Genomic DNA, 16,276 nt, shown 5'->3' on the forward strand with positions numbered 1-16,276 from the left:
TTTGTGTTCATTTTTGTAGTTTCGTTAAAAATATTTTCTTGAAGTTAAATTTTTCCATAATAATTCCTGTTTACAATCGTCCCAATGAAATAGACGAACTATTAAAAAGTCTTACAAAACAAGATTTTTCAGATACTTTTGAAGTATTAATTATTGAAGATGGTTCTGATAACATAGCAGAAGAAATTGTAAAAGGTTATCAATCAAAATTAAATTTAAAATATTTTTTTAAAGAAAATAGTGGGGCAGGAGCAAGTCGTAATTTCGGAATGCAAAAAGCTACAGGTAACTATTTTATTATTTTAGATTCTGATGTAATTGTACCAGAATCATATTTAAATGAAGTAAAAAAAGCTTTAGAAAAGAATTTTACAGATGCTTTTGGCGGTCCGGATGCTGCTCATACTAGTTTTACAGATTTACAAAAAGCCATTAATTATTCGATGACCTCTGTGTTAACAACTGGCGGAATTCGAGGAAAAAAACAAGCTGTTGGTAAGTTTCAACCAAGAAGTTTTAATTTAGGAATGTCTGCCACTGCTTTTAAAAAAACACAAGGTTTTTCTAAAATGAAAAACGGAGAAGACATTGATTTAACGTTCAGACTTTGGGAAAATGGATTTGAAACTCAATTGATAGAAAGTGCTTTTGTATATCATAAACGTAGAAGCACCATTCCACAGTTTTTTAAACAAACATTTGGGTTTGGTACTGCAAGACCCATTTTAAATAAAAAGTATCCACAGACAGCAAAACTAACCTACTGGTTTCCTAGTTTGTTTATTATCGGATTTGATTTTAGTATTATTCTAGCCATTTTTGGATTCAATTTATTTCTTCTTTTCTATGGAGTGTATTTTATAGCGATCTTTTTAAATTCCTTATTTCAGAATAAAAGTATTATCGTTGCTTTCTTAAGTATCATTACTTCCTTAACGCAGTTTTTAGGTTATGGATTGGGTTTTTTAGAATCGAAATTTTTTAATAAGAAAGATTAATTTTATTTAAAGTTTTAATCTGTAAATCATCCAAAGATTTTGCATCAGTTTCAAAAAAGATTGTTTCAACTTTATTAGGCTCTAAATTGAAAAAATTTATATTAAAATGACCTTTTTCGTTTGTAAACAAAAACACATCTTTTTGTAACGTTTTGCTTTGTAGTGTGATTAAAAACTGATTATCACCAAATTTGTTTATACTTTTAATTATCTCACTATTCTCTAAGATGAGGTTTTTAGGTTTTTCTAAAAAAGATATTTTTAATGCACTATTAAATTTAACTCTTAAATATGTGTTTTTTGTATTAATATTTTTATCTATTAAATCTAATTCATATATTTTTTTGCTAATGTTTTTATTAATAGTAATTAGCTTCTTGTCAGACCAAAGTATATTTCCCTTAAAATCGATTAATTCAATAGTTAGGTAATCATTAATAATATCAAAGTTGTCATTTAAAATATAAATAGAAGCTTTGTTGTTTTTGAAAGTTGTTGATATAGATAGGTTTTCAAAAGCTTTTGTAACTTTGTATTGCAGGGCTTTCCAATTCCCTAAATAATCGATAGAAGACCAAGAAATTGCTGGCCAACAGTCATTTAATTGCCAATATAAAGTCCCCATATTGGTTGGTTTTGCTCTTCTGTGTGCTTCAATTCCCATTACAATTCCTTTGGCTTGTAATAACTGACTTACATAGGCATAATCTTCATCATTTGTTGGAACTGTATAATCTCGTTCCATATATTCATTAATCAGTTGAAAACCTCTTACATGTTTTTGATGCGATTGTATAGCGTCAGTTTTTAAATTGATGGTATTACTTTGATTGATGTAATTAATCACTTCAAAACTCGGAAAAGATTGAAATCCGAATTCGCTCATAAATCTAGGAACTCTTTCTTCAAAATGTTCAAACGGAGCAGCATCATGCCAAACCCACCAATCGTGTGCATCGCCTTCAAATTCGTATTTAGGATTTCCTCGCCCGTATTTTGGAGAAGATTGCCAGTAATCAGTTTCGCTAAAATTGGCAACCGCATTTGGTAGAATGCTGTCGAAAACAATGGTATAATCATTCCAAATTTCTTGTTTTTCTTTTTCGGTTCTATCCGCTTGCCAACCCCAACGTTTCCAGCCTTCAGAGTTTTCATTGTTTCCACACCACAAGGCAATAGAAACATGATTCTGCAATCTGCTTACTTGTTGTGCAGCTTCTTCTTTAATATTTGCTAAGAATTCGATATCTCCAGGATACATGGCGCAAGCAAACATAAAATCTTGCCAAATTAGAATTCCTTTTTCATCACATAAATCGTAGAAAATATCATTTTCATAAATTCCTCCGCCCCAAACGCGCAACATATTCATGTTGGTTTTTACAACATCAGACAGTAATTTTTCATAATGTTGATTACTAACTTTGTTCTGAAAACTATTCTGTGGAATGTAATTTGATCCTTTAGCATACACCGGTTTTCCGTTCAATTCAAAATAAAAAGATTCTCCAATGCTATCTTTTTCAGTGATGAGTTTTATGGTTCTTAAGCCTTTTTTTATGGATTTCTCATCCTTTATTTTTCCATCAGAAATTAATTGAAAATTAAAATGATACAAATAAGGATCTCCTAAATTATGTGTCCACCACAACTTCGGGTTTTCTATTTCTATGGGAACTTTATAAGTGTGTTTCCCATTTTTTAGGGCAATGGTAGAAGAGATTTCTTTGTCATTAATTTTTGTAAAAAGATTTGCATTTTTATCAGCATTACTTTCAATAGTGATTTCAACTGACAATGTTGCTTTTTCTTTGTTGAGAGCTTCTTGTTTAATAAAGATATTTTCAAATTTTAAATCATCCCAAGCATTAATAAAAACATCTTTCCAAATACCAGAAGTATTTAGTTTTGGTCCCCAATCCCAGCCATATTGAAATTGCGCTTTTCTGGTGTAAATTCGTTTTCCTTCTGGTAGATTATATTTTGAGTTTAATTTTGCAGAATTTTCAAAACTTTCAGTTTTTTGAAATATAATTCTTAATTCATTTGTTTTGCTTAATGGAATATCTTTTAAAGATATCGAATATTTTCTAAAAGCATTATCAGTATCTAATTGATAATTTCCATTGATATAAACCTTAGCATAGGTGTCTAATCCATCAAAATTAAGTTCAATATTTTTCTTTTTGAAAACATCATCAGACAAGTTAAAAGTGGTTCTATACTCCCAATTTTTAGTTGAAACCCATTGTACTTTTTCTTCATTGGTTTTTATAAAAGGATCTACAATAATTTTATGATCTAATAAGTCTGTAAAAATATTTCCAGGAACAGAAGCCGATTGCCAACTTAGAGTATCAACTCCTTTAAATTGCCAATTTTCTGTTAGAGATATTTTTAAAGGAACCTCTTTTTCTAAAGTATTGCAACCAAATAATATTAGAATTGACAAAACAAAAATAATTCTACGCATCTTTAATCACTTTTAAAATTTTTTGAATGGTCTCAATACTTGAAACAGTTTGAGGTGTGTTTCCAAAGAAAATACTTTTTTCTATACTAATTATTTTAGATGCAGAAGAATGAATTTCTTTAAAACCTGCTTCTTTAAAAAGGTGCACATTTTTAGCATTAATGCCGCTTCCAGGTAGAATCACTAATTTATCTTTTGCTAATTTTTGTAGCTTTTTTAAAAGTTCAATTCCGTTTGCTGCTTTTTCTTGCAATCCAGAAGTAAGAATTCTATCCACTTTTAAATCAATTAATTGTTGCAAAGATTTTTGTGGATTAGTCACACAATCGAAAGCTCTGTGAAATGTAAATGACATAGGTTTGGAGAGTTCAATTAATTCTTTTGTTCTTTTAATATCAATTGAATTATCAGGATTTAAAACACCAGAAACAATTCCGTTTAAACCGAAATTTTTGCAGATTTTAATATCGTTTTTCATGATTTCAAATTCTTCATCAGTATAACAAAAATTACCACTTCTTGGTCTAATTAATACATTTACAGGAATTGTGATTTTCTGAGATATTTTTTCTAATACTCCTAAAGATGGAGTAATTCCTCCTATTGAAAGCTCAGAACAGAGTTCAATTCTATTTGCTCCAGCTTTTTGTGCATTAATTGCAGATTGATAAGAATTTGCGCAAATTTCTAATTTCATTATTCTACAATTATTTCATCAATAAAAGTCCAAGCTTTATGACCAGCACCTTGTTTTCCTTCTGGAATGATTCCGTAATTAGGAATAAATATTTTTATTTTTTTTGCTTTGATGTGATCTCCAACCAATATTGCTTCAACTAGTAAGTTTTCTGTATTATTTAATTTTAACTCAAAAGGGTGGTTTTTATCATCGAAAAAAATATTAATTTTTTTCGGTGCATAAATCCATTGTCCAGTTCCGTTGTAAAATCTTGTGGAAATTGAGTTGATTTCAGTAACTTCATCAAAATCAATGGTTATTTCTACATCTTCACCAGAAAAACCTAACCATTCTTTGTCTCCATAACGTTTGTTGTTTCCAGAAATACCATTAATTAATGCTTGTTTGCCACCCGCATTGTAAGATTTATGAGGTGCTACACTCAAACTAATTTTTTTACCAACAGCTTTATGTAAATTAATTTTTTGTTTAAAAACACTGCCTAATTGTTTGCCATCATTATTAAAAACAGCCGCTTTTAAAATGGTTGATGAATCAATTTCTACGGGTTTTTTATAAATAGATTTTTCTAAAAATATAGGATCATTTCCATCGGTAGTATACACTATTTTTTTATCTGTTGTTGTTTCTAATTGATACGTTAGTTTGCCATTTTTAGAAATCAATTCACCTTTAACTTCGTATAAATGATTTGCATAATTAACATTCATGGCGTCTAAGCGTAGGTTAAAACGTTCTAACCTTTTTACAAAATTGGTGTAGTTTTTATTTTTATTAGCACTCCAAACAACTTCACTTAAAGCAATTGCTCTTGGAAAAGCCATGTATTCTGCTTGCTCTGAAGTTGGTATATATTCTGTCCACAAATTTCCTTGTGCACCTAAAACATACTTACTTTCTTCTTTTGTTAATTCTTTTGGAATAGGATGAAAACTATATACTTTTTCTAAAGGTAAAAATCCACCAAAAGCCAAAGGTTCATTTTCGTTGGTAGATTGATAATGATCAAAATAACAATGAGAACCTGGAGTTAAAATAACATTGTGTTTTTCTTTGGCCGCTTGAACAGCTCCTTTGGTTCCTCTCCAAGACATCACCGTTGCATTTGGAGCCAAACCTCCTTCTAAAATTTCATCCCAACCAATTATTTGCTTGCCTTTAGAGTTGATGTATTTTTCCATTCTAGTGATGAAATAACTCTGTAAACCATGTTCGTCTTTTAATTTTTTAGTTTTGATTAATTTTTGGCAATGCCTACAATTTTTCCAATTGGTTTTTGGAGCTTCATCTCCACCGATATGAATATATTTCCCAGGAAATAGTTCAACTACTTCATCTATAACATCTTCTAAAAATTTAAAAGTGGTTTCTTTAGGACAATAGATATCGTTAAAAATGCCCCATTTTGTAGCAACTTCTACTTGTTTTTCTGTACAACCTAATTGAGGATAAGCAGCAATTGCTGCCTGAGAATGTCCGGGCATTTCAATTTCTGGAATAATTGTAATCTGTCTTTCCAAAGCATATTTTACAAGGTCTTTAATTTCTTCTTGTGTATAAAAACCACCGTATTTTTTACCATTAAATTTATGAGGCTGGTCAGAATAATGCCCAATTAAAGTTTCGTTTCTAAAGGCAGCAATTTCTTGTAATTTGGGATATTTTTTAATTTCAATACGCCAACCTTGATCTTCTGTTAAATGCCAATGGAATGTATTCTTTTTTAAGATTGACATTATATTAATATATTTTTTAATAAAATCGACAGAGAAAAAATGACGGCTAACATCTAAATGCATTCCTCTGTATTTAAATTGAGGGGCATCTGTTATTTCTAAACACTGAATTGATATTTGTTTTTCTTCATTTTTTAATGGTAGTAATTGAATTAAACTTTGTACTGCATAAAAAGCACCTTTTTGTGTTTTTGCTTCAATTAAAATTTGGTTTTCTTCTATCTTTAAATGATAAGCTTCCTCATTTTTAATTGAAGAATTTATAGAAAATTGAATTTTTTGTTTTTGTTGTGTAACGGCTAATTCTAAATCAAATTCGGTTTTTAAATAGGAGTTAAAGTATTCTGCAATATTTTTTAATTCCTCATCAAAAAGTAAAGCAACATTTTTGTTTAGAAAAAAAGCTCCTTTGTTTATAACTTGTGATAATGGTATTGGTATAATATTGGGTTTAATTGGAATTGTTTTTTCTTGGTTACAACTAACTAGAAAAAGAATAAATAATAATTTTAAATAATGATGCTGTTTCATTTTAGTATATTCGGTGCATAAATTTAAGCAACTACTTTTAATGAGAGCAAAAATCACCTTCTTTTTTCTTACAATTGTATTTATTTCTTCGTGTAAAAAAGAGCTTCCTCAAAAAGCAATAAAAGACAAAAATTTAATTTCTTATGTAAATCCGTTTATTGGAACAGGCGGACATGGGCATACTTATCCAGGGGCAGCAATGCCTTTTGGGATGATGCAATTATCTCCGGACACACGTTTAGATGGGTGGGATGGTTGTTCTGGATATCATTATTCAGATAATGAAATTTATGGGTTTTCACATACACATTTAAGTGGAACAGGAGTTTCGGATTATGGCGATATTTTATTAATGCCAACAAATAAAATTGTTTTTAATAATGGTGCTGATGGTAAAGAGGGGTATAAATCTAAATTTTCTCATGAGAATGAAATTGCAGAACCTGGTTATTATAAAGTGCATTTAGACAATACAAATATTGATGTAGAATTAGCCGTTTCTAAAAGAAGTGGAATACACCAATATCAGTTTCCTAATTCAGAAAATCAAATAATTATTTTAGATTTAGAACATAGAGATGAAGTTTTAGATTTTAAAATTGAAAAAATTTCAGAAAATGAAATTGTTGGTTATAGGCATTCAAAAGCTTGGGCAACAAATCAAAAATTATTTTACTTTATTCAGGTTAATCACAATTTCACAATAACGTATAATAAAAATAAAACAAAAGCAGCATTAAAATTATTGAATCAAGATAATGAGCCTGTAAATGTTAGAATAGGGATTTCTGCTGTAGACATTGAAGGTGCCAAGAAAAATTTTAGAAAAGAAGTTGAATCTAAAGCATTTTTTGAAATTAAAGAAGATGGGCAACATACTTGGGAAAAACAATTAGAAAAAATTATTATAGAAGATACAAACCAAGATAACAAGGTTAATTTTTATACATCAATGTATCATTCTATGATTGCTCCTAATTTATATCAAGATGTAGATGGAAGATATAGGGGAATGGATTTAAAAATCCATCAAACTAAAGATTTTGATTATTACACAGTATTCTCATTATGGGATACATACAGAGCAGCACATCCTTTGTACACAATTATAGAGCAAGATAAAACCAACGATTTCATAAATACATTTTTAGCAAAATATGATGAAGGCGGTATTATGCCAATTTGGGATTTATCAGCAAATTATACAGGTTGTATGATTGGTTATCACGCAGTTCCAGTAATTGCAGATGCGTATTTAAAAGGAATTAAAAATTACGATGTAGAGAAGGCTTTTAAAGCCATGAAGCATTCTGCAACTCGTGATAAATTAGGTTTAGATTCGTATAAAAAATTTGGTTTTATTCCTGTAGAAAAAGAATCTGAATCGGTTTCTAAAACCTTAGAATATGCTTATGATGACTGGACAATTGCGCAAATGGCAAAGTCATTAGGTAAAGAAGAAGATTATAAAACCTACTCAGAAAGAGCACAATATTATAAAAATGTTTTTGATCCTACTTCTCAATTTATGAGAGGACGATTTAGAAATACTTGGTTTGCACCTTTTGACCCTTATGAAGTAAACTTTAATTATACAGAGGCTAACTCTTGGCAATACAGTTTTTATGTGCCTCAAGATATTTCTGGTTTCATAAAATTGTTAGGAGGAAAAGACAAGCTAGAAAATCAATTAGATAAATTATTTGTAGCAGAAGATAAAACTTCTGGACGCCACCAGGTAGATATTACAGGTTTAATTGGGCAATATGCACACGGAAACGAACCTAGTCATCACATGGCATATTTATATAATTTTGTAAACAAACCGTATAAAACTCAAGAAAAAATTCGTCAAATTTTAACGGAATTATATGCCAATACGCCAGATGGAATTTCTGGAAACGAAGATTGCGGACAAATGAGTGCTTGGTATATCTTTTCTTCTTTAGGTTTTTATCCTGTTACACCTGCTTCTAACAAATACATTATTGGAAGTCCTTTGTTTAAAAAAGCTACGATTAATTTAGAGAACGGAAAGTCATTTACAGTTGAAGCTAAAAATCAATCTGTAGAAAATAAATATATTAAATCGGTACAGTTAAATGGTCGAGACTATGAATATTCATATATCAATCATCAAGAAATAATAAACGGTGGAAGTTTGGTTTTTGAAATGACAAATCAACCTACAAAATGGGGAACTCAAGATGCATTTATTCCTTCAACAAAAATTGACAAACATGTTATTGTAGCTGCTCCTTTTATAGCAAAAGGTGAGATTGCTTTTAAAGGAAGTACAGAAATTACTTTAGATAATGTAGATAAGCAGGCAGTTATTTATTATAGATTAGGTTACAAAGGAGGTTTTAAAAAATATGAAAAACCTTTTACAATTGATAAATTTATCAACCTTTCTGTTTATGCAATAAAAAATGAAGTAAAAAGTGCTGTAATTACTACTGATTTTTATAAAATAGATCCTACTATTAAAATCGATTTAAAAACAGTATATGCAAATCAATATAATGCAGGTGGACAAAATGCTTTAATTGATGGAATTGTTGGTGCCGAAGATTTTAGAACAGGTACTTGGCAAGGTTATTTTAATACCGATTTAGTGGCTATTGTAGATTTAGGAAGTGTAAAAAGAATAGAAAATATTCAGGTTAATTTTTTAGAAGATCAGCGTTCATGGATTTTTCTTCCGACGGAAGTCGAATATTTAATTTCTTTAGATGGAAATGATTTTAAATCAATTGCAAAAGCACAATTAGAAGCAACAAAAGCAAATGAAAATATAAGGATTACAAAACACAACTATAGTTTAAAAGGAAAAGAAACTCGTTATGTAAAAGTTGTTGCAAAGAAATTAGGGAAACTTCCAAAATGGCATCTTGGGTATAAACATGATGGGAGAAGTTGGATGTTTGTAGACGAAATTCAAATAAAATAAAGATAATAACTATATTTAGACCAAATTAAAAACCAAAATTAAAACGAATGAACAACCAAAATAACAAATCTGCTTTAACAACACTAGTTACAGTCTTCTTTTTCTGGGGATTTATAGCTGCATCTAATAGTGTATTTATTCCTTTCTGTAAAACGTATTTTGAGATAGATCAATTTCAATCTCAATTAGTAGAATTTGCATTTTATGGTGCTTATTTTATTGGAGCTCTTTTGCTTTTTATCATTTCTAGTTCTATTAAAAAAGACATTATAAATTCTTGGGGCTATAAAAAAGGGATTATTTATGGTTTACTTTTATCTGCTATAGGAGCTTTTATAATGTTTCCAGCAACATTAGGAGCAGAACAAGGACAAACACAAGTTTTCTACCTGATACTTGTTGCTTTGTTTATTGTTGGTTTAGGATTTTCTTTACAACAAACAACAGCCAATCCATTTGCTATTGCATTAGGAGATCCTGCTACAGGGTCGCATAGATTAAATTTAGCAGGAGGTATTAATTCTTTAGGAACAACTATAGGTCCAATTGTAGTGTCTTTAATTTTGTTTGGAACAGCAATAGATGGAGATCAATTAACAGCAATGATTAAAAATAATGAAATTAAATTAACCACTATTCAAGGTTTGTATATTGGTGTTGGTTTGCTCTTTTTAGCTGCTGCTGCATTATTTCATTTTTCTAAAAAACTTCCTGCGTTAAAATCAGAAACAGCTTTTGAACCTGCTAATAAAGCAAGGAATTTATTAATTTTATTAACGCTTGTAATTGCAGGGTGTTTTGGTTATATTTTTAGCACCTATTCTGGTAATGCCGCAACAACCGAAGATTTAGAAAAAACAAGATTAATTATATTATTTATTGCTCTATTTGCAGTAATTGCTACTGTTTTTATAGCAAATACTAGTGCTACAAAAAAACCAGAAGGTTGGGGAGCAATGAAATACCCTCAATTAGTTTTAGGGATGCTTGCTATTTTTACTTATGTTGGTGTAGAAGTTACTATAGGTAGTAATTTAGGGGAATTGTTAAAACAAGTTGCAGACAAAGCTAATAACTTAAATCAGTTAGGATTAAAAGTTTTTAATGATGCAGAGATATCTCCTTTTATTTCTCTTTATTGGGGAGGGTTAATGATTGGTCGTTGGGTAGGTGCAATTACCGTTTTTAATCCGTCTAAAGGATTAAAGAAAGTATTATTAATTATTGTCCCATACGTAGCATTTGCGATAATTCTTTTAGTTAATAAGGTTCATTATTCATTAAATCAAATTTTGTTTTTCTGTGTATGTATTGCAATACAAATTATAGGTTTCTTTATAGCTAAAGACAACCCTGTTAAAAGTTTAAAAATATTTAGTTTTCTAGGTATTACTGCAATGTTAATTGGAGTATTTACAACCGGAAACGTAGCATTATTTGCTTTTATTTCTGGAGGATTATTCTGTTCTATTATGTGGCCATGTATTTTTACTTTAAGTATTGCTGGGTTAGGTAAGTATACTTCTCAAGGTTCAGCTTTTTTAGTCATGATGATTCTTGGTGGTGCAATCATTCCGCCTTTACAAGGGAAATTAGCAGATGTATTTGACATTCAGTCTTCTTATTGGATGGCAGTAATGTGTTTTTCATATTTATTATTTTATGCATTTAAAACAAAACGAGTTTTAGATAAACAAGGCGTAGAATATTAATTCTAAATAAAAAAAAATGAAACGTAGAAATTTTATAAAAAAAGCTTCAGTAACAGGTTTGGGTATTGTGGCAGTTTCATCTTCATTTATGAGTTGTGATGAAGTTAAATCATCAGAAAAAAAAGTTGTTGCATCAAAATTAAACCCCATAAGGCCGTTGGTAATTGCAACTTGGAATACTTCTTTAGCGGTAGAGACTGCTGCAAAAGTTTTAGAAAAAGGAGGGTCAGCATTGGATGCCGTAGAACAAGGTTGTAGAATTGAAGAAGGCAATGAGAAAAATCACACTGTTGGTAAAGGAGGTTTACCTGATAGAGAGGGAAACGTAACCTTAGATGCCTGTATTATGGATGAAAAAGGGAATTATGGTGCTGTTTTAGGTGTAAAAAATATTGTGCATGTAATTTCTGTTGCAAGAAAAGTTATGGAAGATACACCACATGTTATGTTGATTGGAGAAGGAGCTGAACAGTTTGCGGTTTCTAAAGGCTTTAAAAGAGAAACTTTATTAACGGAAGCTTCTAAAAAAGCATGGGAAAAGTGGAAAATAAAATCAAAGTATAAACCAATAATAAATATAGAGAATCATGATACTATAGGAATGTTAGCTATAGACAAAAAAGGAAATATTTCTGCAGCTTGCACAACAAGTGGATTGGCTTATAAAATGGCAGGTAGAGTAGGAGATTCTCCAATTATTGGTGGCGGTTTATTTGTAGATAATGAGGTTGGAGGAGCTGCGGCAACAGGCTTGGGTGAAGAAGTTTTAAAAACAGTAGGAAGTTTTTTAATTGTTGAATTAATGCGACAAGGAAAATCTCCACAAGAGGCTTGTGAAGAAGCGATTGGTAGAATTGTAAATAAACCGGGTAAAGATTATACGAATTTTCAAGTTGGTTATATTGCTGTTAATAAACAAGGAGAAACAGGAACATATTCTATTCAAGAATGGTTTAACTATAACCTCTTTAAAGAAGGAATAAACACAAATATAAAATCTGATTATTTTAATAAAGTATAAATTACTTAGATGCTATTTCAATAAAAAAACCGAAACTAATTAGTTTCGGTTTTTTTATTTCAGTTAAGGTTTTACTGTTTTTAGTTTAATAATAACTTTTTAGAAAAATCACCTTTGTTTGTTGTGATTTTTAGAATATAAATAGCGTTAGAAATGTTATTTACTTTAAGCTTATTTTCTGCGAAATTGTTGTTTGATAAGTCCCAAGATTTAATTTCTTGCCTCAGTATAAAATATAGCTTAACTTTTGTTATATTATTAACAGTATGTTTTATGTAGAATAAAAACACAAAAAAGAGAACCAAATTTTTGATTCTCTTTTCAGTTTATTTTTAAGAAATGTTATTTTCTTTTTTGCTGTGCAGCTTGTTGTTCTTGTGCTTGTTTCATTGCAGTGTCAATTCTTTGACGGAATTTACTCTTTTTCTTTTCTGGACGTTTTTTATTTTCTTCAATTTTTGCATGAATCTTATCTTCATCAATAACATAGTTTTTAATTACCAACATAATGGCAATGGTTAACAAGTTAGAAATAAAGTAGTACAAACTTAAACTACTAGCGTAATTGTTAAAGAAAAACAACATCATAATAGGAGAGAAGTAAATCATATACTTCATCATTTTACTCATATCTGGCATGCCTTCTTGTGTAGGAGCTTGCATATTTGCTTGTTGGCTTTGGTTCATTTTCATATAAAAGAAAATTGCTATAGATGCTAAAATTGGAAATAAACTTACGTGGTTTCCGTAAAATGGAATTGTAAAAGGTAATTGAAAAATTGTATCATAAGAAGATAAATCTGGTGCCCATAAAAAGCTTTCTTGTCTTAATGCTAAATTTGTAGGAAAAAATTTAAATAAAGCAAAGAATACAGGCATCTGTAATAATGCAGGGATACAACCAGACATCATGCTTACTCCAGCTTTTCGCTGAATTGCCATGGTTTCTTGTTGACGTTTCATTGCATTTTCTTTTCCAGGATACTTTTCGTTTAATGCCGTTAATTCGGGTCTAATAACCTTCATTTTAGCACTTGATAAATACGATTTGTAAACTAGAGGAGACATAATTAATCTAACAACAATGGTCATTAAAATAATGATTAACCCATAATTAGATAAAAATCCTTTTAAAAGATTAAATACTGGATAAAATATTGTTCTATTTAAGAAACCAAAAATACCCCAACCTAAATCTGCTGTTTGATCTAAATCTGTGCCTTTAAAAGTCTTTAATAAATTGTAATCACTTGGTCCGTAAAACCATTTCATATTATAATTTAACTCTCCATTTGTTAGTGATAAGGGAGTTTTTAATTCGTAACGTTTTGTGTAAACTGTGTCAATTTCTTCATTTTTAACCAAATCTATAGACGTTACAGTTGCGTTATTAAAAGGTGTGTCTGTTAATAAATTTGATGTAAAAAAATGTTGTTTATAAGAAACCCAATCTACATCATTTAGTACTTCAGATTTTCCTGCATTTATGTAATCTACTTCATCTTCAGTTTTATAATAAAAATGAGAATACATTGTATTTTCTGTCTTTAAACTTTTTTCATGTCTAAATCCATTTAAACTCCAATCTAAGTTGATCGGATTTGATGTGTTTATAATGTTATTTAAACCTTGAGAGCGAACAGAGAAATTAACCATATACTTATTTGGTTTCATTTCATATCGATATTCTAAAAACTGAGTATCAGAAACTTTTAGTTTCATAGATATCACATTGTTTTCTCCATTTTTAGAAATTGAAGGTTCAAAGAATAAATCTTTTGTATTTAAAGTTCTATTATCTGTTGTTCCAAAATTGATATTAAAAGATGAGTTTTTATCCTTTATCATATATAAAGGAAGAGAATCGTATGTTTTATAATTTTTTATTAACGCTTCTACAATTTGTCCTCCTTTGTTGTTAATGGTTAATTTTACCAATTCATTTTCTAAAACAGAAGTACCTTCTGTTCCGTTAATAGCGCTTTGTGCAAAAGCTCCAAATTTGGTTGTAAAAACGGCTTTTTTTAACGAATCATTTTCAAAAACAGTTTCGTTTACAATTTTTGTATTTTGAGGATTTTGGTGTACAGTAGAATCTACAATTTGTTCAATTGTAGAGGTTTCTGGTGTTATTTCTTCTGGTTTATTAGTGTTCATCCAGTATAGTAAAATACCTCCTAATAAAATCATTCCAATAAAAGAATTGTAGTCGAATTTTTTTTGTTCCATATTTTTAAAATGTCAATTTGTCATTGTATCAAGATGTACTCTTGATAAAAACGCGACAAATGTAGTGAAAAAGCAGATTTTATATTGATTTTACTGCTCTATTTTTTATACTAGTTAGTAGTTCAAATAGTGTTCCCTTTTTATTGCTAACTTGTTTTAGTGTCTTATTTTTTAGATTGTTTTAATGCTGCTTTAATAAAATTAACAAACAAAGGGTGAGGTTTTAAAACCGTGCTTTTGTACTCAGGATGATATTGTACACCAACAAACCAAGGATGAGTAGGGATTTCTACAACTTCAACCAAACCTGTTTTAGGGTTCATTCCTGTAGCTTTCATTCCGGCTTCTTCAATTTGTTTTAAATAATCATTATTAAATTCGTAACGATGTCTATGGCGTTCGCTAATTAATTCAGATTTGTAAGCATTGTATGTTTTAGAGTCTTTAGAAAGTTTACAATCCCAAGCACCTAAACGCATTGTACCACCTTTTTCGGTAATGTTTTCTTGACTTTCCATTAAGTTGATAACTGGGTATTTTGTGCTTTTGTTCATTTCTGTAGAACAAGCATTTTCAAGTCCTAAAACATTTCTAGAGAATTCTATAACTGCCATTTGCATTCCTAGGCAAATTCCGAAAAATGGAATATTACTTTCTCTTGCATATCGTACCGCTCTAATTTTTCCTTCAATTCCTCTATCACCAAATCCGGGAGCAACTAAAATTCCGTTGACACCTTTAAGTTTTTTTTCAAAGTTTTTAGGAGTTAAGCTTTCTGAATGTACCCAACGAACTTTTACTTTTGTTTCATTAGAAGAACCAGCATGAATAAAAGCTTCTGTAATCGATTTATAAGAATCGTGTAATTCTACATATTTCCCAATTAAGGCAATTTCTACTTCTGAAGTCGGGTTTTTATGTTTTTGTAAAAAGTTGTTCCAAACTTTAAGTTCTGGCTCTCCTTTAGAAGCTAATTTTAATTTATTTAAAACAACAGTATCTAAACCTTGCTCTAACATTAAGTTAGGAACATCGTATATTGTTTCTGCATCTATAGATTGTATAACATCTTCTTTTTTTACATTACAAAATAAAGCGAGTTTACGTTTAATGTCATCAGAAATTTCGTATTCTGTTCTACAAACTAATATATCTGGACTTACACCACTTTGCATTAACATTTTTACAGAGTGTTGTGTTGGTTTTGTTTTCAACTCTCCTGCAGCAGCTAAATAAGGTACTAATGTTAAATGAATAACAATGGCATTTTCTTCTCCTTTTTCCCAAAGTAATTGACGTACAGACTCAACATAAGGTAAAGACTCTATATCTCCAACAGTCCCTCCAATTTCGGTAATTACAATGTCATAATCACCTGTTTCACCTAAAAGTTGAATTCTGCGTTTAATCTCATCAGTAATATGAGGAATAACTTGCACGGTTTTTCCTAAAAATTCTCCTTTTCTTTCTTTATTAATTACGGATTGATAGATTCTACCTGTAGTAACATTGTTTGCTTGACTGGTAGGGATGTTTAGAAAACGTTCATAATGTCCTAAATCTAAATCGGTTTCTGCACCATCATCTGTAACATAACATTCTCCATGTTCATAAGGGTTTAAAGTTCCAGGATCTATATTAATATAAGGATCTAATTTTTGAATGGTTACAGAAAAGCCTCTAGCCTGTAGTAGTTTTGCTAATGAAGCAGCAATAATTCCTTTTCCAAGAGATGATGTTACGCCTCCTGTTACAAAAACGTATTTTGTGTTATGCATGGTGTTGTTAGGTTTAGGCAAAAGTAGTAACTCTAGCTTTTATCACAAATAAAAAAGATGAAAACATTTCTAAAATTTGTAGATTTGTACCAAAGAAAAATATTTTCATTTTTTTTCTAAATAGTGTTTGTCAAAAATAAAAACA

The 16,276-nt window shown here is 29.8% G+C and carries 10 protein-coding genes; 4 read left to right on the top strand and 6 right to left on the bottom strand.

Going from position 1 to position 16,276, the window contains the following annotated elements; all coding sequences use genetic code 11:
- Nucleotides 1–38 precede the first annotated feature (38 nt).
- Complete coding sequence (locus tag MC378_RS10865) at nucleotides 39–998, top strand: glycosyltransferase family 2 protein (RefSeq protein ID WP_242178793.1); 960 nt, start codon at nucleotides 39–41, stop codon at nucleotides 996–998.
- Here the strand turns inward: MC378_RS10865 and MC378_RS10870 are convergent.
- From MC378_RS10870 to MC378_RS10880, 3 genes are read right to left on the bottom strand one after another with little or no spacing between them, the layout of a single operon-like run.
- A complete protein-coding gene (locus tag MC378_RS10870; RefSeq protein ID WP_242178794.1) occupies nucleotides 982–3,471 on the bottom strand; it encodes a beta-mannosidase in 2,490 nt (829 codons plus the stop codon). The two genes, MC378_RS10865 and MC378_RS10870, sit on opposite strands and share 17 nt — an antisense overlap.
- Complete coding sequence (locus tag MC378_RS10875; protein ID WP_242178795.1) at nucleotides 3,464–4,168, bottom strand: copper homeostasis protein CutC; 705 nt, start codon at nucleotides 4,166–4,168, stop codon at nucleotides 3,464–3,466. The genes MC378_RS10870 and MC378_RS10875 overlap by 8 nt, the downstream gene beginning before the upstream one ends.
- Nucleotides 4,168–6,438, bottom strand: coding sequence for a beta-N-acetylhexosaminidase (locus MC378_RS10880; RefSeq protein WP_242178796.1), 2,271 nt, complete (start codon nucleotides 6,436–6,438; stop codon nucleotides 4,168–4,170). The genes MC378_RS10875 and MC378_RS10880 overlap by 1 nt, the downstream gene beginning before the upstream one ends.
- Nucleotides 6,439–6,478: 40 nt before the next feature.
- On the opposite strand from MC378_RS10880, the gene MC378_RS10885 reads away from it, so the two are divergent.
- The 3 genes from MC378_RS10885 to MC378_RS10895 are packed head-to-tail and all read left to right on the top strand — an operon-like array spanning nucleotide 6,479 to nucleotide 12,124.
- On the top strand, nucleotides 6,479–9,391 hold the full coding sequence (locus MC378_RS10885) for a GH92 family glycosyl hydrolase (protein WP_242178797.1): 2,913 nt from the start codon (nucleotides 6,479–6,481) through the stop codon (nucleotides 9,389–9,391).
- Between the two features lie 47 nt (nucleotides 9,392–9,438).
- The gene (locus tag MC378_RS10890) at nucleotides 9,439–11,103 is read left to right on the top strand and encodes an MFS transporter (RefSeq protein ID WP_242178798.1); all 1,665 of its coding nucleotides are present in this window, start codon (nucleotides 9,439–9,441) and stop codon (nucleotides 11,101–11,103) included.
- A 16-nt stretch (nucleotides 11,104–11,119) separates the two neighbouring features.
- Complete coding sequence (locus tag MC378_RS10895) at nucleotides 11,120–12,124, top strand: isoaspartyl peptidase/L-asparaginase family protein (RefSeq protein WP_242178799.1); 1,005 nt, start codon at nucleotides 11,120–11,122, stop codon at nucleotides 12,122–12,124.
- Between the two features lie 80 nt (nucleotides 12,125–12,204).
- Here MC378_RS10895 and MC378_RS15480 read toward each other — a convergent pair whose 3' ends face one another.
- The 3 genes from MC378_RS15480 to MC378_RS10905 all read right to left on the bottom strand — a co-directional run bounded on the left by MC378_RS15480 (nucleotide 12,205) and on the right by MC378_RS10905 (nucleotide 16,131).
- Nucleotides 12,205–12,414 carry a T9SS type A sorting domain-containing protein gene (locus MC378_RS15480; RefSeq protein WP_420851009.1) on the bottom strand — a complete coding sequence of 70 codons (210 nt, stop codon included), beginning with the start codon at nucleotides 12,412–12,414 and terminating at the stop codon, nucleotides 12,205–12,207.
- A gap of 52 nt (nucleotides 12,415–12,466) precedes the next feature.
- Nucleotides 12,467–14,353: a membrane protein insertase YidC gene (yidC, locus tag MC378_RS10900; RefSeq protein ID WP_242178800.1), complete on the bottom strand. Its 1,887-nt coding sequence runs from the start codon at nucleotides 14,351–14,353 to the stop codon at nucleotides 12,467–12,469.
- A gap of 164 nt (nucleotides 14,354–14,517) precedes the next feature.
- Complete coding sequence (locus MC378_RS10905; protein ID WP_242178801.1) at nucleotides 14,518–16,131, bottom strand: CTP synthase; 1,614 nt, start codon at nucleotides 16,129–16,131, stop codon at nucleotides 14,518–14,520.
- Nucleotides 16,132–16,276: the final 145 nt, after the last annotated feature.

It is taken from the genome of Polaribacter marinus, assembly GCF_022662535.1.
Classification (GTDB): Bacteria; Bacteroidota; Bacteroidia; order Flavobacteriales; family Flavobacteriaceae; genus Polaribacter; species Polaribacter marinus.